Origin of the sequence: Streptomyces sp. BB1-1-1 (genome assembly GCF_031597775.1) — a bacterium.
GTDB lineage: Bacteria > Actinomycetota > Actinomycetes > Streptomycetales > Streptomycetaceae > Streptomyces > Streptomyces thinghirensis.
In genome coordinates this window covers 1-18822 of record NZ_CP134203.1, presented here as the reverse complement: position 1 = coordinate 18822, position 18822 = coordinate 1, and the positions used below count along the sequence as shown (strand labels likewise).

The following is an 18822-nucleotide window of genomic DNA, read 5'->3' as shown; positions in this document are numbered from 1 at the left end:
TCGCGGTGTTGTGTGCACGCTTTGGTCCACGTCAGCTGGTGAGAGCCTGCCCGTGGGCGTCGATAGGTGGGGGAAGCGTCCGTAGCCGTTCGGCCAGGGCGCTCGCGTCTGCGCCGGTATGGCTGGTGAGCATGCCGGTCAGGCGGGAGAGCCGGGCGCGGGCGGTGGAGCGGAGCCGGGCGGCGGGGACGCGGTCGAGGACGTCGTGCGCCCGCTGGGCCGCGTCCCGGGCAGTGCCGGAAGTCTCGGCCTGGGCCAGGACGAGGGAAGCTGCGGCCCAGCCGGGGGTGCCGCTCGGGCATGCGGCGAGCGAGGATTCCGCACAGGCGCGGGCGTCGTTGGGCCGGCCGAGCGCCAGGTAGGCCTCTGCCTGGTGCAGGGCGAGTTCGGCAGCGTCGAAGCCGAACCGGCCCGGCGCCTCGGGCTCGTCAGCGGTGTCGAGTTCGTTCATTGCCGTGGCGAGGGCGTGGTCGGCGTCGTCACCGCGGCCGGCGGCTGCGAAGGCGGGCAGCAGCGCCCACGCATGCAGCTGCGCCCGGACGCGCCCGGGTGCAGCAGCGGCGGCTCCGCGTTCGGCGTGCTCGACGGCTGCCTCCACGCGCCCAGAAGTACGGGTGACCATGCTCTGTGCGCCCCACGCCCATGCCTCAAGCCTGCGGTCGCCCGTCCGCGCCCCGTGCGCTGCGGCGGTGTCGAGGTGGACGCGGGCGCCGCTGACGTCGTCCAGGTGGTAGGCGAGGTTGCCCAGGAGGGCGGATAGCCATCCCACTTGCCGCCGCACGTCCTCGGTGGCCGGACCGGATTTCAGCGCGGGTGTCAGGAGCTTGCGGACGTCGCGGACCTGCTCGAACAGCACGTGCGGGGGATGCTTGCTGTAGTTCAGCGCGTAGTGCTCGACGGCCGCTTCGGCCAGATCGACGACAAGCGGACTGCCTTCGGGGCTGGCCAGGAGAGCCAGGTGCAGGCTCTCGCGTACCGCTGGCAGTCCCGCGTCCGTGGTCATCCGCATCGGCTCCTGTTCGTGCGGGCCGTGCCCGTCGTCGGCGGCGGTGTGAACTCGACCGTACCGGAACATGCCCGGCCCGGATGCCCACCCGTAGCGGTCCAGCCCAAGTTGCTCAGGACGGGCGCCGTAGGCACGGCACAGCATCACGGTGTACTCGTCGTCCGGCCACCGGCCCGCGTCGTGCTCCCAGCGGCACAGCATCGCGTCCGTCAGGCCGCGTGGCCGAAGCCCTGCGTCGACGTAGAGCGCGGCGACCTGCTCGATAGCGTCCGCGCGTGACCAGCCCAGCGCCAGACGCCAGGCTTCCAAAGCGGTGACCTCCACCAGCGCGGTGCGGATCTCGGTGACGGTCCGCTCGACAGTGTGATGCTCGCGCTGGCAGCGCATCCTGATGCGCTGCGCGGCACGCTGGATGGCGGCTCGGCGGGCGCGGGTGACGGTGGCCATGCGATCCCCCCGGGGCGGGCACGGACGAGTGGGCCATGCCGTGCTCACGGTATCCGCTCGGCTGCGCTCCGGGCACATGGCGAACATTGTCCGTAACGGGCAATACCCGGCTCGCAGTTGAGCAATGACGGGCCGTCAGCCGACCGGCAAAGGTGGTGGAGCGGCCACTTTCCCAGCCGCTTCCCCGACATCCAGGAGGGCAGCACCATGCCGACGAACACCAGCTCGACCCCCGCCGCAGCGGGGGAGTCCGCCGGTCTGATCCGCGGCCGGCGGGCCATCGCCGCAGCCCGCGGCCGCGGAGCGACCCCGTCCGACGGCGGCGGCACCGGCCGGTCCGACGGCAACGACTGACGGGCCGAGCCGGCGATGACGCGACTGCGCATCGCGGAGCGTCTGGGCCAGGACGACTTCCTGGGCCAGACGCTGCACCGCGACTACCGACACGTTCCCGGCGCCCTATCGAGGGCCGAACTCGGCGCCCTGTTCTCCTTCGATGTCGTCAACGACATCGTGGCCCAGCACCGGCTCCAGCCACCCCGCCTGCGCCTCGCCCGCGACGGCGACATGCTTCCCCCGCACCGGTACACGACGGCCGTCACCACCCGCCGCTCCACGGTGTGGCAGCGCGTACACCCGGCCGAGCTGCACCAGCGGCTCGCCGAGGGCGCCTCCCTCGTCATCGACCAGATTGACCACCTGCACGAACCGATCGGCGACCTCGCCGCCGAACTGGAAGGCTGGCTGCGGGCGCCCGTACAGGTCAACCTCTACGCCTCCTGGACGGCCACGGAAGGGTTCGGCACCCACTGGGACGACCACGACGTCCTTGTGGTGCAAGTAGAGGGCGCCAAGCGGTGGCGCCTGTTCGGGCCCACCCGCCACATGCCGCTGCACCGGGATGTCGCCGACCCCGAGCCACCGCCCGACGATCCGGTCGCCGAACTGGTCATGCGGCCGGGCGACGCGCTGTATCTGCCGCGCGGCTGGTGGCACGCCGTCACCGCAGACCAGGACACGCACTCCCTGCACTTGACGTGCGGCATCACCCCGCCGCACACCGGCAGCCGACTGCTGGACTGGCTCGCCGACGAACTCCTCGCTTCCGAAACCTTCCGCGTTGACCTTCCCCTGCACGCCGGGCAAGCGGCACAGGCCCAGTTCCTTGCCCTGCTCGGCAAGGAGGTCGCCACCGCACTTGAGGACCCGCACCTGCTCGACCGGTACGCCGCGGCCCAGGACGCAGCGGACGTAGGCCGCCTGCGGCCGTCCCTGCCCCACCTGGCCACCGTTCCCGCCGATGCGGGTCTGCGGGTGCGGCTGACGACCGGCCGGGCCCGGGCCACCGCGGTCACCGTGGACGGCGAGGACCTGGTGCGCATCCAGGGCGCCGGTCAGGAGGTCGACGCCGCGGCCGCGGCCGCGCCCCTGTTTCACCGGCTCCTTCAGGCCGGGTGGCACCAGCTCGGCGACCTCGCCGAGGTGGCAGGCGTGCCCGTGTCCGATGCGGCCGCCCTCGTCACCGAGCTGGTCGCGGCGCAGATGGCGACCGTCCATGCCGGGGGAGATTCGTGACTGCCTCCCTGGCGCTGGGCACCTACCGGATTCCCGGTGACGAGCTGGCCACCGCCGCCCGGCGAGCGGCCAGCTGCCCGTCCGGCTGGATCGACACCGCCCCCAACTACTGCCAGGGCCGGGCCCACCGGCTGCTGGCCCCCGTCCTCGCCGACCACCCCCAGCTGCACATCGCAACGAAGGCCGGATTCCTCACCGAGGCGGCCGCGCACGCCGCCTGCACCGCCGGCGTCATCCCCACAGCGAAGGTCCGGCACAGCATGGCTCCCGGCTTCGTCCGCTGGCAGACCGCCCGCAGCCGCACCGAGCTGGGCCGCGACCGGCTGGATGCGGTGTTCCTGCACAACCCCGAGCGCTACCAGGGCGACCGTCACGACCTGGCCGGGGAGCTGCGTGCGGCGTTCGCCGTCCTCGAAGAAGCCGCGTACGCCCAAGAGGTGGCCGCCTACGGCGTGGCCACGTGGAGCGGCTTCGCCCAGGACGCGTTCACCGTGCCGCTGCTGGACCGACTGGCCCGCGAGGCGGCCGGAACCCCTGAACACCACCTGCGTGTCCTTCAGCTGCCCGTCAGCCTGGTCATGGACACCCACCTGGGTGAGGCCCTGGGCGGCCACGGGCCGATCACCCAGGCGGCTGACCGCGGATGGGAGGTCCACGCCTCCGCCCCGCTGCACGGCGGGGAACTCCTCACCCTGGCCACCTCCGAGATCGCTGCCCTCCTCAAAGAGGGCGCCAGCGTGGCCGCCGCGTGCCTGGCGGCCGCCGCCTCATGCCCGGGCGTCGGAAAGGTGCTCCTGGCCACCGGCCGGACGGCACACTGGGATGACGCGCTCGCCGTGGCCGGCGCACCCGTCATCCCTCCCTCCACGCTCAGGATGGTCCTCGATGTACTCGCCGCCCCCCTCTGACGACGACGCCAAGCGCATGCCGGCCGCGTTCGCACACGCGGCCAACGCGCTCGGCGCCGCTGTCCACGGTCCGCAGGTCTGGGGCTGGCACGGCCGCACCCTCAGCCGCCGCGCCGACCATCCCGAGCATGGCGCATGCTGGCTGCGCCTGCTGTCCATGCCCGAACAGAAGGCAGGAGGGAAGCTCTGGGAGGGCACTGAGCGAGCCCACGCCGCCTTCCCCGCCGTCCGTAAACCCGCACTCCACGCACTGCACGACCACACCGACGACGGATACGCCTACCGCGCCGAGCTGACCGCATACGTCGACGAACCCGTACTGTCCCGAGACCCAGTCCTGCGCCACGAACTCGACCTGACCGACGCGTGGTTCACTACGATCCGCAAGACTTTGTCGACCATCGCCACGGTCCTCACCGACCGCACGGCCGTACGACAGGAATGGATCTCCCGCGCCGTCCCCGAGTACACCGGCCAACCGGCACCTCATATCCAGCACTGGGAATGCGCGCACGGCGACTTCCATGCCGCCAACCTCACCCACGGCGCCACCCTGCTCGATTGGGAGGGCTGGGGCCTGGCGCCCCGCGGTTACGACATGGCTATGTTTTACGCCTACGCCCAACTCGCCCCCGGCACGGCCACACGCATTCACCACGAGTGGGTCTCGCCCCTGACCAGCACCGCTGGCCGCGCGGCTCTCCTGGTGGTCTGCGCCGAACTGCTGCAGTCCGCATCCCGTGGCGACCACCCTGACCTGACGCCCAAGCTGCGGGCACTGGTTGAGGGGTGTGCGGCTCCTGCGGCGGGCAGTGGTCGCGTGCGGAGTTAGCCTTCCGGGCAGGTCGTGCGGCGCAGCAGGCTCCGGTGCTTGTGAATGCTTCGCCTCCATGGCGTGGCTTTAGACTGTTCCCTGACAACCTGTCACGGCATATGACGGAAGACGACAAAGCGGAGACTGGGTGCTGACGACGGCTGAGATCGTGCTGGGCCTTTCGCGTCACCTGAGCGCCTACGGGGCCAGCCAGCCGAAAGCGGACCTGGGGCAGCTCGAGTTCGCGGGGAAGATCATCGAGTTGGCTATCCGGGTCCGCGGCAGCGGAGTGAGCTCCCCGGACCGGATTGCTGCGCTCGGGCTGGACGCTGGCATCCCCAAGCGGGAGACGCAAAGAGAGCTCCTGCCGGCACTTGAGACCCTTGGCCTCATCGACCTCGAACGCGACTCCGACCGTGTTGTCCAGGCTGTGTCTGAACGCATCCCACCGCTGCCGGAGCTGTTTGTCCAGGCCGACGCCATCCTGGGGATCGCCATGCCCGAGCCGCTGGAGCGGATGGCCATGGAGGTCCTGCGGCAGACAACGCTTATGCCCATCACTCTCGACACTGCCCTGGAGACGTGCGCCCCGCTGGGCCCCGAGGACCTCGCCCGCCGCGCCATCGAGGACCTGCAGTCCCTGCATCTGTGCGCACTCCAGCGCAGCGCCGACGGGGACGAGGTGCTCTTCAACCCGAATGTATGGGCAGTCGACAAGGACCACTCCCACGCAGCCATCCAGGCGGAGAACGGTGCCGTACGTGCGGCTCTCAGCGGCCTGCTGGAGGAGGTGTCCGCGACCGCCGGGCTCCCGGAGGACGAGGTGACCTCGGCAGACAGGAAGTGGATCGACTTTGCCGTCTCCCAGGGGCTGCTGCTGCGCTCGTTGGTGACCACCGCCTTGGGCCAGGAACGGTCCTTTCTGTTCTCACCCCACATGGGACGCTCCGCCTTCGACGCACCCACCGGGGCAGACCCCTCCGGCAACGTCCGCCAGCTCATCGGCTCCATGATGTTCGCCAACCGCTATGCGAGCAACCAGCTCTTCGCCCCCACCGCCTTCCTGAGGAAACTGATCCGAGAGGGCGAGGCCGGTGACGCGTCCAACATCAGTACCGACTACTCCATGCTTGAGACCGCAGGCATCGTCCGGGTCGAGCCCGCCTACAGCTACTACAAGTTCGTCCTGCTCCAGGCGGACGTCGCCGAACAGGCCGTCACCTACCTGGAGAACACCGGCTCCAGCGGTACGGCATCAGGCGGACTGCGCGGCCAGCGCAGCTACCTCCAGCCCGAGATCGAGAGGGCTCGCCGCCTCGTCCAGCCCTCCAAGGAAGCCATCCCCAGCCCCAGCGCATCACAGGACATCCTCGCCGCGCTCCGACAGGAAATGGGACGACGCCGCTATGACCGGTAAGGCCGGGGCTTTGAAAGGTGACCTCTTGGAACGCCGGTTCGCCCGCGCCGAGTTCGCCGAGGGCTCTCTCGTGCGCGTACGCCACCCCGTCGCCCACCTGGTTGCCGGACGCACCCGCACCGTGACCGACGTCGACGTTCTCTCCATCGACTTCGATGCCCGCCTGCGCCCCCACATCGGCATCAGCGAGTGCAAGTCCACCCGAGGACAAAGCGGCGAGCAGGACCGCCTGCTGTGGCTGCGAGGACTCCAGGAGCTCCTCGCCGCGGACCGCGCCACACTCGTGCGGGAGACCGTCACCGAAGCGGGCCGGGATGTCGCCCGCCGCATTGAGGTCGACCTCATCGGCACGGCCGAGCTGACCCGACGCGAGCAGGTACTGCAGCACCTGCCCGAGCACTTCGGTGTCATCGGCGACACGCCTTTCAAGGAACAGAGCGCCGAGGCGGACCGGCAGCTGAAGAAGATCGGCGACCTCCCGTCCGGTCTCGTCGCCTTCCTCCGCCACGACGCTCTCCTGGCCGCTCCCCACCGCACACTCGGGGCCCTGATCACACTCGATGAGCTCTTGAGGAGCGGCACCGTTCTACCCGCCCCTCTTGCCCCGCTTCTGGCCGGCCACGCCCTCCAGGCCCTCCTCGCGGCAGCCCTGCGCGCCGGGGGCCGGATCGATACCGTCGGGTCCGAGGGCACCAGGCAGGAGATCGAGCAGGGCCTGGGCACAGGAGATCCCCACGACCGCCAGCTTCTGCGCGTGGCGGAGATGGCAGACACGCTTCTGCGTCAGGAGCTGGCTGCGCTTCACCGGGCGTATCGGACGTCCGGAGCTGCTGCGATCGAACGTCCTGTTCCCTCGGTGCGGTCAGCGATCTCCCAGACCCCTGCCTGGCTGGTGACGTTCATGGACCTGTCCGAACGTCTGCGACGCAGAAGTCCCATCGCCCGCCACCTGCCTCAGACCATCGACCTTGCGGTCTTCGATGCTCTGCTCGGCGCAGACGCCTGGCGAGCCCCTGCATTCGATCACCTGTTCTCTCTGGAGCATCGTCAGGCTCTTGCCATCGCCGTGACATGCGTTGAGCGCGCCGCGCCCGCGCTGGCCTCTTACGTGCTCCCCGTGCTGGACCTGCCCTACAACCGGACGGCAACCTCCGCCCTCGGTACCGGTGAGACGAGCAGCACGCCGCACGAGCTGCGCCTCGACGCCGCCGACGAATAGGGAGATGCATCCCGGCCAAGCTCAGCCCTGCCGGGTCCAGGCCGTGCCGCACAGCCGCAATCAGCCCGCCGACCCCGTCACCCAGGCAGCCACAGCCCGGTGTCGTTGCTGCGCATGGCGGTCAACCAAGAGTGCACCGCCTCGCCGTTCACCTCCTGGACGGGGTAGTTGCGCGTCCGTACCACCTCCCGGGCGCCGGGCGACCAGTCGACGGTGGCCACGAGCATGCCCGTACGGGCATGCTCCCAGGCGACATCGGCGGCCAGGGCCTTGACCACCACCTTGCTGATCTTGCGCCGTTCCCGCTTGCACTGCACGATCATCAGCGGTGGGTTCTGCCCCCCGCCCGCGGTGCCTGACTCCCAGACCCTGATGTCCACCCCGTTGTCGTTGCGACCCGGACCGAGTTCGACCTCGAAACCTGCCCTGTGGAAGTACTCCGCCACCAGCGCTTCGAACTTCCGCCAGTGAATAGCCGCCAGATCCTCATACCGGCTGGCCAGATAGGTCACGAACCGCTGATCGAAAAACTGCCCGTAGGACGCGGTCACCGAGTCGGAAGTGAACAAGTCAGCCAGATCCAGGACATCGTTCCATTCGACAGTACGAACCCATTGTCGCCACGGGTCGGAGGCATTCTTGAAGTCCTCCTCGCGGAACACCAGGTCGACCGCATCAGCCAGCACGTCCCCATGCAGGCTACGGGCTGTGTCCCGTAGCAGCGCGCGCGTAGCCGGCGAGTGAACCTCCATCGACGTCACCAGGAGCTGAGCACCGCGTTCTTGCAGAACATCCAGCGACTCCAACTGGTGCGGCGGGACCGACTCGAGCACCGCATCGATGAAACCGAGAGCCTGCCAGACCAACTTTTTATCATGCAGCCGATCCCGCAGGAGGTACTGGATGGGCCGCATGGCCTGCAGCGCACCAGGCTGGACGAACGAGTCCGCAACGCAGCGATTCATGATCTCAAAGGCCTCGCTGCGCATCCGCACGCCAGCCTCGCCCGGTGGATACAAGTGCGCATAGCCGTGGCGTTGCAGACAGTCCAGGATGTCGGTCTCTGCGATGGCCAGTCCCGCCCGGTAGCCAACCATCTCGGTCAGCCGCTCAGCCACGATGCGCCGATCGGCGCGAAAGGCCCCCATCAGCTCTCCTCCGGGGAAGAGGGATCACAGGAGCGTTGCCGCGCCATGGCCAGGTACGCCAGCCCGGCCGGGGTGAGACGGTACTGCCAGGCACTGGCGTCCTCGAGGTAGCCGTGCCCGTGCGGGCCGAGCCGGCGGGCCGCCACCCGCCCGATGTCGATCTTCGCGATGGTCTGCTCGGGGGCGGAGGCGACGGCTTCGAGTGCCGCCTGCAGCCACTCGGGCAGCAGCGACCGGTCGGGAGCCGGCTCGTCGGACGGCTCTCTCAGGGCCCGCCCGGCGGCCCGCCCGTTGCGGGTGAGGCGGACCTGGGTATGCCAGACCGGGCCGCCGGGTGAGTCCTGCGCCACCCGCCTGAGCTCGATCAGCCCCCTGCGCTGCAGAGCGGCCAGCGTGGCACCGGCGCCCGCATCGAGCACTTCACGCTGGCCCAGCTGCTGCTGGACCGGCGTGGCTTCGGCAGCCGGGTGATCGACGCCGTAGGTGATCCACCGCCACTGCTCGGCCGGCTGCCTCTCCCGGGTGGCGTGCCAACGCCGCCTCTGGGCCTCCTCGTTGTCCCGGTCGATCGCGTACAGCACCTCGAGATAGATCTGCTGACGCGTATTCAGGCCCTTGGCAAGGCCGCCTGCACCGCCCGACAGCCCGCCGGGGGGTGCAGGGGGTGCAGGCGGCGGCGTCACGAGGATTCCGACTGCTGGATCGGCTCGAGCTGGTGGGAGGGCAGCAGCACGCTGCCGAGCTTGTGGGCCAGGTGCAGTTCGATGGGCAGCATCAAAGGGTCGGCGAAGTGCGCGGCCGCGAAGCGCCTCTGGTGCGCCAGCGCCGCCCACGCCGCGGGCGAGTCGTCGCTTTGCTTGACCGCCACGAGCAGTTCCAGCAGCTGCGGATTCCACACGTCCTTCAAGGTGTCGCGCTTCCAGCCTTCCTTGTCCTTGCTGACCTTGCCCCAGTGCGGCTCGAGCCGGGAGCCGCTCGGACTGCCCGGCCCGGCGGTGGAGGGCTTGTCGGCGGTGGCGAAGAACAACCGGTCGTTGTCCTTGCTTGCCCACAGCCCTGCGCCCACACCCGCCTGCACGTCCGGCCCGCCCTTGCCGAACGCGAAGTGCTGGGCGGTCTCGTCACGGACGTTGGTCCGCAGCCGGATGTGCCGCAGCCCCTTGCAGTCGTCTGCCGCCAGCGGCCGGTCGGGATGGAAGGCGAGCCGGTCGGCGGCCAGGTGCGGATTGGTCAGCGCCGGGCACAGCGAGCGGATGTTCTGGGCCAGGGTGAACAAGGCGAGATCGCCGCCGTCACAGGACTCGGCCACACAGTCGGCGAAGAAGTCCTGCACCTCCGGCTTGTCGAAGGTACGCGGCCGGTGCCAGCCGGCCAGCTGGATGGCCGCCCGGTGATAGGGAAGCCAGCCGGAGTAGGGTAGACGTACCAGGGCGTGGGGCCGATCGGGAACGGTGGCCACAGCCAGCGGCATGACGGCCTTGAAGTCGCCGGTGCGGCGCACCACCCACAGGCCCAGGCAGGCCACGTCGGTCAACTCGTGGGCCTTGGTGCCTTGCTGGGCCGGCGGCCTGACCAAGCCTGTCTGCCGGATCAGCAAGTCACTGACCGCCCTGCGGGTGCGCTCCCTCCGGCTGCTCGCCGACTCCTTCTCCTTCTGCTCTGCGTCGTCGTCGGGGCCGTCCTCCGTCTCCTCGCTCGCGGAGGGCGGCAGCAGGTTCTGGGTAACGGCCTCACACAGCGCCGCCCCGGCCCGGACCACCATCTTCGGGTCGTGGTCCACGGATGCGAAACCGTCGGCGCCGCGCATCTCCACCAGGACGAAGCGGGCCGTCGTTCCAGCCTCGGGATGCCCGAGGCCGCGGCTGACCTGCTGCTGGCGGCTGACACCGGCAGCCTTGAGACGGTCGTTGCGGCGCTTGATGTCCGCATCCAGCTCCAGGTCGTCGGCGATCTCGCCCACCGGCTCAACGCGCAGCAGCACCTCGAGTTCTGCGGTGGTGAACCGCTGCCGCCAGGCCTGCACCCGTTCGGGCTGGCCGGCCACGTCCACCGGCAGATCCAGCGCGAACACCACCGCGTTCAGTGCCTCGTCGCGCATGGTGGTGGTGTCGCACCACAGCACGATCTCGATCCGCGACCCTGCAGCCCCGGCCAGCGCGCTCCGGTCGATGCGCAGCAGATCCGCGGCAGCGGGCCGCGTGCGGGACGGGATCGGGACGCGTTCACACGGAGCGTCCACCTCCGCGAAGTCTGCCAGGGCGGGCACCAGCTGGCTGAAGATGCGCCACTTGTCCTTGGCGGAGATACCGTCGCCGACCGCGTGCCCGGTGTTTTTTCCCAGCCCGGGCCGGTAGGGGACACCCGCGACGGGAGGCCTGGGGCGGCCCTCACCGTCAGGCCCTGGCTCGAGGAAGGCCAGCGGGTCACGGGCCACCTCAGCGGGAACGGGCAGAAACGGGAAGGAACCCAGACGCGACAGTGTGGGCACCAAGTCGTCGGCCCACCCCATGAAGCCCTGCTTCTTTCCGGCCGGGCCGGGATGCCAGGCCATGGAAGCGAGCCCGAACGGGCTGCTGGTATCCGACCAGGGGGAGGGGGACAAAAGATGCACGCCGATGTTCCGCTTCGGATCGAAGACGTTGTACCGGGCCCACCGGCGCATCCCGACCCGCACGTGCAGCCGCGGCTGCGCCGCCGTCTCCAAGCCCCTGGTTTGCACCGACAGCCGCAACGTGTAGGACCACGGGTAACGCACACCGTTCGAACTCTCGTACACATGCGGCGGCCAGGACACCAGCTCCGCCCCGTCACGGGCAGCCGTCCGCCGCCACGACGACGTGTGCACCGCCTCGGCCACTGCCTCGGACTCAGCCTCCTCGTCCTCCTGTTCAGCCGCCTGGAGGTCACCGCCTACCTCGTCCGCAGCCATGCCGGCATCCGGTGCGCCGGCCTTGCCGTGGACGACCTTCCAACCACTCGTGCACAGGTGCGCGGCCAGCGCGTGCGGCACCAGCGTGTAGTCGGAACTCTCCGGCTCATCACCCAGCCCGACGTTCAGGGTCTTGCGGGTGAAATGGAGGTCCTCGCCGCGGAAGTCGTCCAGGATGCGGGCCAGCGCGGTGATGTCGATGACCTGCCGGCGCGAGCGCCGCTCGGCCAGCTGGTTGCGGTGCATCGCGGCGGCCATCAGGCCGCCCTTGACGAACTCCACCAACTGGGTGCGGTCCGGAGTTTTCCCGCCCGCGGCCGCCGACCAGGCCAGCCACATCTCGCCTCGCCGCGCGCGGGCATCATGGGTGAGGACCTGCGGCATCAGTGCGGCGATCGCACTGTTGACAGCCCACAGCGGAATGGCCCGCACTTCCTCCTCCGCCTCACCCTCGGCCGTGGTGGGCTTGAAGATCTGCTCACGCAGCGGCCGCGCCCAGGCCGCCGGGAACTCACACGTCCAGTACTGCGCCAGCGCATGGCCGGCGAAGGACTTCAGACGAAAGGAGAGGGGCTGTAAGAAATCATAGCGCACGGTGTTGCCTCACCAGGGTGTGCAGGGATTGACGAAGGGGCCGGTACAGCGGTCCGGCGACTTGCCCGTACGGCCCGTCGAGGGCTTCATCGAGGGCGTCGAGCATGCCTACCAGCGTGCTGTCGTCGCGGGTGGGGTCGAAGGCGGCATCGCAGAAGTACACACGCGCCGTGGCGCCGCCGCGCAGCATCCGGCCGATGATCTGGTTCAGCGGAGCGATGTTCGTCCAGTCCATGGCACGCCGCTGTGCCGAGCCGACATCGGTCAGCGCATACCGCAAGGACGCCTCCAGCAGGTCGAGCCAGGTGCGGCGGGCCAGCTCGCGGAACATCCCCGCCCGCTCGCCCAGCGCCGTCTCGGGGCCGGCCGACGGCACGCCGCCGCGGATCTCCTGCACAGCCCACCGGTTCATCGTCTGCACGTGATAGCTGAGGTCTTCGGGATGCAAGTGGGGACGGACCAGATAGAACGCGGCTCCCAGCGCGGCGACGTGGTCGTCGTTGAGGATGTTGTGCCCGCGCTCGATGGCCAGCTGAGGCGCGATGAGGATCCAGGCGTCCTGCTGCTTGGCCATCGCGTGTACGTTGCCGCGGGCGATGGTCTGCCCGCTCCAGTGATGGCTGCCGGAGTCGTCGTCGGGCACCATCTGCAGGATCTGATCGGCCCATTCGGGCCGCATCCTGATCAGATGCCGCAGCACTTCCTCGGCCTCCCGGTAGCTGCCCACCAGCAACAGGACACGCTGGCGCCCCTCGGGCAGGCTGTCGCGGATCTCCTCCAGCCGGCTCTTGCGCGGCCCGCGCAGCCCGAGCCGTCTGCCGCACAGCCCGGCCAGCAGTTCCCTGAGCGCCTCCATCCGCTCCGGGCCCTGCTGGCCCGACACTCGCACCATGTACGCGGCTCCGCTGGAGGCCTGCGCCTTGACCGGCAGATAGTCCAGCACGATCCGCTCATGCAGGGGCACCTTGTCACCGGTGCGGGAGGCCAGGATGCCCGCGACGGGCACCTGCACGTCGTAGCGTGGCGAGTTCCCAGCCCAGCTGGTCGCCGACAGCAGTAGGCACGCCGGCCCCGCATCTGCGTCACCGCCCGCCCCGCTGTGTGTTTCCCGGTATAGGTGCGGCAGGTTGAGCAGCAGCCAGCGGCCGATGCCCGAGCAGCGGAAGAACGACAGGGTGCCGATCTGCTCCGCCGCGCCCTCACTCTCGCGGTACTGGAAGCCCAGCAGGTTGCCCATGGGCGATTCCGGCACCAGCGGCAGGTACTCCGCCGGCGGGCGGTGCACGAGGCTGGAGCCCATCGCCTCCAGCCCGGTCTCCATCTCCACTTCCCAGCAGGCACGGGTCAGCAGAGCGAGCTTCTCGGCGAGCAACGCGACGATCATGGTGACCTGGAACCGCACCGCCAGCCGCTCCAGCGCCTGGTCCCCGCTCAGCACCACGTCGTCCTGCCCGCGCAACCACTCCACCAAGTCCTGCGTGACCAGGCCCGGTGGCTGATACCCGCGCGCCGTCAGATCACGCAGGAACGCGCAGGAGGCATCCGCCCCCAGGTAGCGTCCGGCGGGAGCATCCAGCCACTCCACGAAGACGTTCATCCAGCGCTTGCGGCACTCCTCGTCCGAGTCCCACATGGCCGGCTGCCCGCGCCGCTTCGCCTCACCCTCCGCCAAGGGACGCGGTCGGCGGGCAATCTCGCTCGCCAGCCGCATCGCCAGCCGCAACTCGTTGAAGTAGCCCTGGCTCAGCCACTCGCGCACATGGGCGTGCTCCGCCAGCAGACTGCGCAGATGGGTCACCAGCAGACCGGCCGTGCTGATGTCGACGGACCAGTCCCGCACCGGCTCGCTGAACAGGTGCTGACCGCGGGTATGCCGCATGTGCCGCTCGAACAACGGCCGCACCTCATCCAGCCAGGCATCCTCACCCGGGCCGGCCAGCGACTGCGAGGGACTGAACGCCTGGTCCCACTGGATCTGCACCCGGTCGGCCTCGTCCACCACGAAGGCATCGCTGCGCTGCCAGGCCAGCTCCAGATACCGCATGTCGTGCTGCGACAGCTGCTCGGGCACCCGGCAATGCATCAGGCTGGCGGGCGTGGCCACCCACACGGTGGCGTCCACCAGCTCCCGCGCCGCCTCGTGCCGCCCGCACACCGGCAGCAGCGAGCATCCCACAGCGGGCTCCCGCTGCTGCCTGTCCGTCCCTTCGCTGCTCCACGGCCGCAGCCGGTGCGAGCAGGGCGCGTCCTTCAGCGCCAGCGGCTCGGTCAGCTCGGCCACGCCCTGCAACACACACGAGGTGGAGATCCACCGCAGCCGCGGATCCTCCAGCAACGCCAGACCCCGCGCATGCACGTCCACGGGACGGTGCACCTGCTGCAGGTGCCGGCCCCGGTTGGCCGCTCCCAGGATCGGCGCCGCACGCACCCCGTACCGGCACAGCGCGGTGACCATGTCCAAAACAGCCACGACATCCCCGAGGACCACCGTCAGGGTGTGCCGCCGCTGCGGCTCGGCGCCTGCCCACACGGCCGCGACGGTGATCAGGGTGGTCTTGCCGACGGCCGGCATGCCCACCACGTGCACCACATCCTGAAGCGGCAGTCTCTTCGACGCGCGCATCCGGCCGTCCTGCTGCCGCACCAGCAGATACAGGTCATCGATCCGGCGGCGCCAGTTGCGCTGCTCACCCAGCTGCGCGTCCACCGCATCCATGCGATCGGCCGTCGCGGTCAGTGCCGACCAGCGCAACGTCACCGGCTTGCGCCGCCTGCCAGCACGATGGCGCTGTGCCGGCTGCGGCACCATCCCCTCCGGGATGACCACACCGGCATCCCCCCGCGCCATGCGGTATCGCACACCCTCCTGTGCCAGGCGCACTCGCCGCAGACGATGCTGCGGCAGCACGGCCAGCGCCTGTGCGTACACCTGGCTGCGCTGGGAGGCCACCGACACCGACACCCGCCGCTCCGGGGGCTGCTGCGGGTCCTTCACGTCGAACAGGCGCAACATCTCCGGCAGCGCCTGGTACGCCTCCAGCCTCTTGTTCCACGCATGCTTGCTCTTCAGCTCGCCCACCAGCCACCGCAGTGACGACGTCATAGCCACCGCACGCTGTCGGCGCGTACGGAAGTCGTAACCGCCCATCAACGCCCAGGCATCCGCCGCGGCCGCACCCGCAGCCCACGCCTCAAGCGCGGACAGCCCCAGTTCCACCGACGCCACCAGCCGCACATCCACACGCCCCAGGCCGCGGCTCTTGGCCGTCCGACGCAGCTGATGCCCCAGCCCCTCGTACCAGCCGCTCCGGTCACGCGCCACAGACAACCTCCCCCACAGGGCCCACGTCCGGGCACGAGGCGACCAGCGCCCGGTCGGAGACCACCTCGATCTCCGGCTGCGCCCGCAGCGCCGCACTGTGCCGCTCAAGAATCTTCAGGTAACTGCGGTTGCTGCGCAGCCGATCGTGTGGAACGACCAGATACCCCTTGCGGTAGGCGTACGGATCACCCGCCCCCCAGCGGGGGAACGTCTTGATGCGTCTGGCCAGCAGATAAGGACTGTGCCAATCCTTCACATCCACCCCGACGCTGTAGCCGTCCGGCCACAACGCCACCAGGTCCAGCGAGTCCAGCTTCGGGTACAGCACCACCCGCGCTCCTCGTGCGGCCAGCCGCTGTGCCAGATCCAGCTCCGGATGTCCCGGCAGGGCCACGAACCGCACAAGCTCCGGCTCCAGCCGCCGGGCCCCCTCCGCCTCCACCCAGACCGGCCCGGGAAGATCGTGCCGCTGCCCGCACCGCCATACCCGGCACCGCACCAAGCCGTCCGCCCGCGGAACGATCCACTGCTCGCACCCTCCGCATACCGCCACGCGCCCGCTCACCGCCAGCTCCACCGGTACCGGCCCGTACGACTCTTCCATCCAGGTCGCCCACTGCGGCACATCCAGCACCGCATTCTTCGCCGCCAAAAACGCATCCGGCCCCAGCACCGCGTGCGAGGTGACGAACAGCCGCCACCGCGCATACAGCTCCGGCCGCCCCAGCAGGGCAGCGGTGTCCTTGATGTGCTTCACCAGGGCGCTCTCGTGCACCTCGGACACCACGTCCTTGGCGGCAACTGCCCACTCCAGACAGAACTCGCTCGGCTCGCCGCCGATCAGAAGCCGCTCACCCCGCACCTGTGCGTCGGGGTCGAACTCCAGCGGCCAGGCATCCACCGACTGCTCGGCGCACCACACCCCTACCAGATCCTGCACGCCGACCGGGGCGGCCCTGCCCGCCCGAACACACAAGGCAGCCAGCCGGTCCAACCCGAGCTGCAGACTCCTGTGGTACGGCTGCTGAAGCTGACGCACCCCCGCCCAACCCCGCATGCCAACCAGCCCGGATGCCACCAGGCTCAAGACCACCTCACTCGCACGGACCGCACTGGCACGCCCGGAGAACACCGGCCCCGTCTGTTGTGTCTGACTCACGCCCCAAACGGTAGAGGCCACCACTGACAGTCATCTGACGAACCGGCCAGTAACCTCATGTGACCAGCAACAGCCTTACCAGGCCAGCCCCCAACCGCCTCACCCGTCACCGCCATCCCACTCAGCCATCCGCGCCAGCAGCAGACGAAGACGGTCCGCCCGCCCGGGCTCCCACGCTGGCAGCAACATCCCGGTCGCAGGATCCAGCTGCCCACGCCACTGCGCCACACGGTCCCGCACCGACGTCTGCCACCCGTCCCACCCAGCCCCCGGCCGACTGCTGATCACCTCCACCCGCAGCGGATGCCCCAGCCTCTCCAACCGGCCTGTCAGCACCGTCACCTGAGCCTCCGTCCACGCCAAAACCCGCCGCCGACCCAGAGCCCGCTCCAACACGGCGGCACCCTCAGCCGGCGAACACGCACCCGCAGGAACGCCAGGGCCACCCACCCCAGCGAACCGCACCACCACCTCCACCAGCCTGCGCCCGTTCCCGTCCACAGCGCTCACAACAGCAGCAGCCGCCGGCCGCACCCGACCCGACGCCGTCCGCCCCCCACTCACCGCCTCCACCCACACCACCGCAAGCAGAGGATCACCCAGCACCCCCCGCGCCCAACGCCTCAGCTCCCCGCGCCGCTCCCGCAACAGCGCCTGGAAACCCGCCACTTCCCGCATCCGCCAGCACATCGGACACAACCGCTCTCCCTCCCGCACCGCAAGAGAGCGATCACAGCACGCACCACACTGCTGACACACATGCGCCATCAATCTGCGCCGCCGAGCAGAAGCCTCCAACTGCCCAGCGGACGACGCCGTGGGGCGACTCGCCTCCACGCGGTACAGCCCCACCGAGCCCCGCCGCCCCTGACGGTAGGAGCGCACGCGAGCATCAGCCGGCCCCCCAGGCACCCGGGGAAGATCCCCCGACGCCAGCTGACTCTTCGACATCAGAAACCAGGGCACCTGCGCCCAGTCCTCATACTCTGCCAGCACACCCATGCCCAAGCCTCCAACCCGCACAGTCCGTAACAGAATCACAGGAAGCGAAGTTAGCCTGCAATCCAGATGGGAGCAACTACCAAAAGCCGCCCTGAGCAGCACATTTGAAGTTTACAAACTAAAAAAAGACACGCCGGTCACCCAAGCACCCGCCTCAAACCGGCCCGCAACACATCACCCACAGTCACGATTTGATCAGCCAGTCGCTCATACTCCGCCAACGCCACCTCACCACCAGGCTCCGGCCGCCGCCGGACAATCCCCGGATACCGATCACGCCAGTCCCGAAGCGCAGCAACCGCCTCAGCGGACACCGACCAGCACCCTGCCCGCACCTGCCACGCCAACCCAGCCGGAAGACGAAACGACACAGCCTCCGGATAGCCCCCATCCCGGGCCCCCGGCCACCGCCCCATCCCAGCAAACTCCTCGCCAGCCTCCGGCCACACCCTGCACCACCCTCGAACCTCCACCTCCCGACGCACCCCAAAAACGGCAAGCGCATCCACTGTGTCCAGCACCTCACCCGCATCCCGCAAGCGCGCCACCTCCCTGCGCCAACCGGCCCGTACCACCGCGGCCTCGCTCCGACTCAAGCCCCTCACATCCCACCGGGCACTGCCCGCCAGCGCCCGCCGAAGCTCGCGGTGCCTCTCAACCACCTCCCGGAGCTCAACCCGCGTACCCAAAGCCACCTTGACCGTCATCAGCGTCGTGCCCTCACCACTCACCACCCCAGCCTCCCAGCACCTCACCACACAGACACAACAAATCCCCGCGCCAGCCAGCAGAAACCACCCCGACGATCGCTCAGTTCGAACGGTGGGAAGGCCCTCAACTTGATTCCTGTCCTGCCGCCAGGCAGGACGCATCTTTTTGCCGCGCAGGCCGTCAGGCCTGCTAACTACCACAGAAACCAACCAAGTTGGCCCGCCAGGGCCAACACAACAATCACCTGACACACAGTCGTGCCGTCAGGCACGTAGTCGGGGGAGAGGGCAACCCAAATATCTGTGCAACCACCCAGTTTTGACATCACCGGCGCCGCCAGGCGCCGGCTCTTCCCCCAGTGAGGGGGAAAGGCCCTCAACTCGGTTCCTGTCCTGCCGCCAGGCAGGACGCATCCTTTTGCCGCGCAGGCCGTCAGGCCTGCTAACTACCACAGAAACCAACCAAGTTGGCCCGCCAGGGCCAACACAATCACCTGACACACAGTCGTGCCGTCAGGCACGACGACAGTCCTTGACGGGCCGTCAGGCCCGTAGTTGGCCGTCAGGCCAAC

The 18822-nt window shown here is 69.5% G+C and carries 13 protein-coding genes; 6 read left to right on the top strand and 7 right to left on the bottom strand.

Annotated elements, in window-relative coordinates; all coding sequences use genetic code 11:
* Window positions 1-31: 31 nt before the first annotated feature.
* On the bottom strand, window positions 32-1453 hold the full coding sequence (locus tag RI578_RS00065; RefSeq protein WP_310869071.1) for a Twin-arginine translocation pathway signal: 1422 nt from the start codon (window positions 1451-1453) through the stop codon (window positions 32-34).
* Between the two features lie 207 nt (window positions 1454-1660).
* Here RI578_RS00065 and RI578_RS00060 point away from each other — a divergent pair, with 207 nt between their 5' ends.
* The 6 genes from RI578_RS00060 (at window position 1661) to RI578_RS00035 (ending at window position 7386) form a co-directional block, all read left to right on the top strand.
* Window positions 1661-1807 (top strand): hypothetical protein, encoded by a 147-nt coding sequence (locus RI578_RS00060; RefSeq protein WP_310869070.1) that lies wholly within the window; start codon window positions 1661-1663, stop codon window positions 1805-1807.
* 15 nt (window positions 1808-1822) lie between these two features.
* Entirely contained in the window at window positions 1823-3028 is a 1206-nt protein-coding gene (locus tag RI578_RS00055; RefSeq protein ID WP_310869069.1) for a JmjC domain-containing protein, read from the top strand.
* Complete coding sequence (locus tag RI578_RS00050) at window positions 3025-3936, top strand: aldo/keto reductase (protein ID WP_310869068.1); 912 nt, start codon at window positions 3025-3027, stop codon at window positions 3934-3936. The genes RI578_RS00055 and RI578_RS00050 overlap by 4 nt, the downstream gene beginning before the upstream one ends.
* Window positions 3914-4768 (top strand): hypothetical protein, encoded by an 855-nt coding sequence (locus RI578_RS00045; RefSeq protein ID WP_310869067.1) that lies wholly within the window; start codon window positions 3914-3916, stop codon window positions 4766-4768. Before RI578_RS00050 ends, RI578_RS00045 begins: the two co-directional genes overlap by 23 nt.
* Before the next feature lie 130 nt (window positions 4769-4898).
* Window positions 4899-6167 (top strand): hypothetical protein, encoded by a 1269-nt coding sequence (locus tag RI578_RS00040; protein ID WP_310869066.1) that lies wholly within the window; start codon window positions 4899-4901, stop codon window positions 6165-6167.
* A gap of 121 nt (window positions 6168-6288) precedes the next feature.
* Complete coding sequence (locus RI578_RS00035; RefSeq protein WP_310869065.1) at window positions 6289-7386, top strand: hypothetical protein; 1098 nt, start codon at window positions 6289-6291, stop codon at window positions 7384-7386.
* A gap of 77 nt (window positions 7387-7463) precedes the next feature.
* Here RI578_RS00035 and RI578_RS00030 read toward each other — a convergent pair whose 3' ends face one another.
* From RI578_RS00030 to RI578_RS00005, 6 genes are all read right to left on the bottom strand, one after another.
* The gene (locus RI578_RS00030) at window positions 7464-8534 is read right to left on the bottom strand and encodes a restriction endonuclease (RefSeq protein WP_310869064.1); all 1071 of its coding nucleotides are present in this window, start codon (window positions 8532-8534) and stop codon (window positions 7464-7466) included.
* Window positions 8534-9217 (bottom strand): hypothetical protein, encoded by a 684-nt coding sequence (locus RI578_RS00025; protein ID WP_310869063.1) that lies wholly within the window; start codon window positions 9215-9217, stop codon window positions 8534-8536. The genes RI578_RS00030 and RI578_RS00025 overlap by 1 nt, the downstream gene beginning before the upstream one ends.
* Entirely contained in the window at window positions 9214-12057 is a 2844-nt protein-coding gene (locus RI578_RS00020; protein WP_310869062.1) for an RNaseH domain-containing protein, read from the bottom strand. Before RI578_RS00020 ends, RI578_RS00025 begins: the two co-directional genes overlap by 4 nt.
* Window positions 12047-15379, bottom strand: coding sequence for a hypothetical protein (locus RI578_RS00015; RefSeq protein ID WP_310869061.1), 3333 nt, complete (start codon window positions 15377-15379; stop codon window positions 12047-12049). The genes RI578_RS00020 and RI578_RS00015 overlap by 11 nt, the downstream gene beginning before the upstream one ends.
* A complete protein-coding gene (locus tag RI578_RS00010) occupies window positions 15369-16538 on the bottom strand; it encodes a hypothetical protein (protein ID WP_310869060.1) in 1170 nt (389 codons plus the stop codon). The genes RI578_RS00015 and RI578_RS00010 overlap by 11 nt, the downstream gene beginning before the upstream one ends.
* A 1139-nt stretch (window positions 16539-17677) precedes the next feature.
* Window positions 17678-18247, bottom strand: coding sequence for a hypothetical protein (locus RI578_RS00005; RefSeq protein WP_310869059.1), 570 nt, complete (start codon window positions 18245-18247; stop codon window positions 17678-17680).
* Between the last annotated feature and the right edge of the window lie 575 nt (window positions 18248-18822).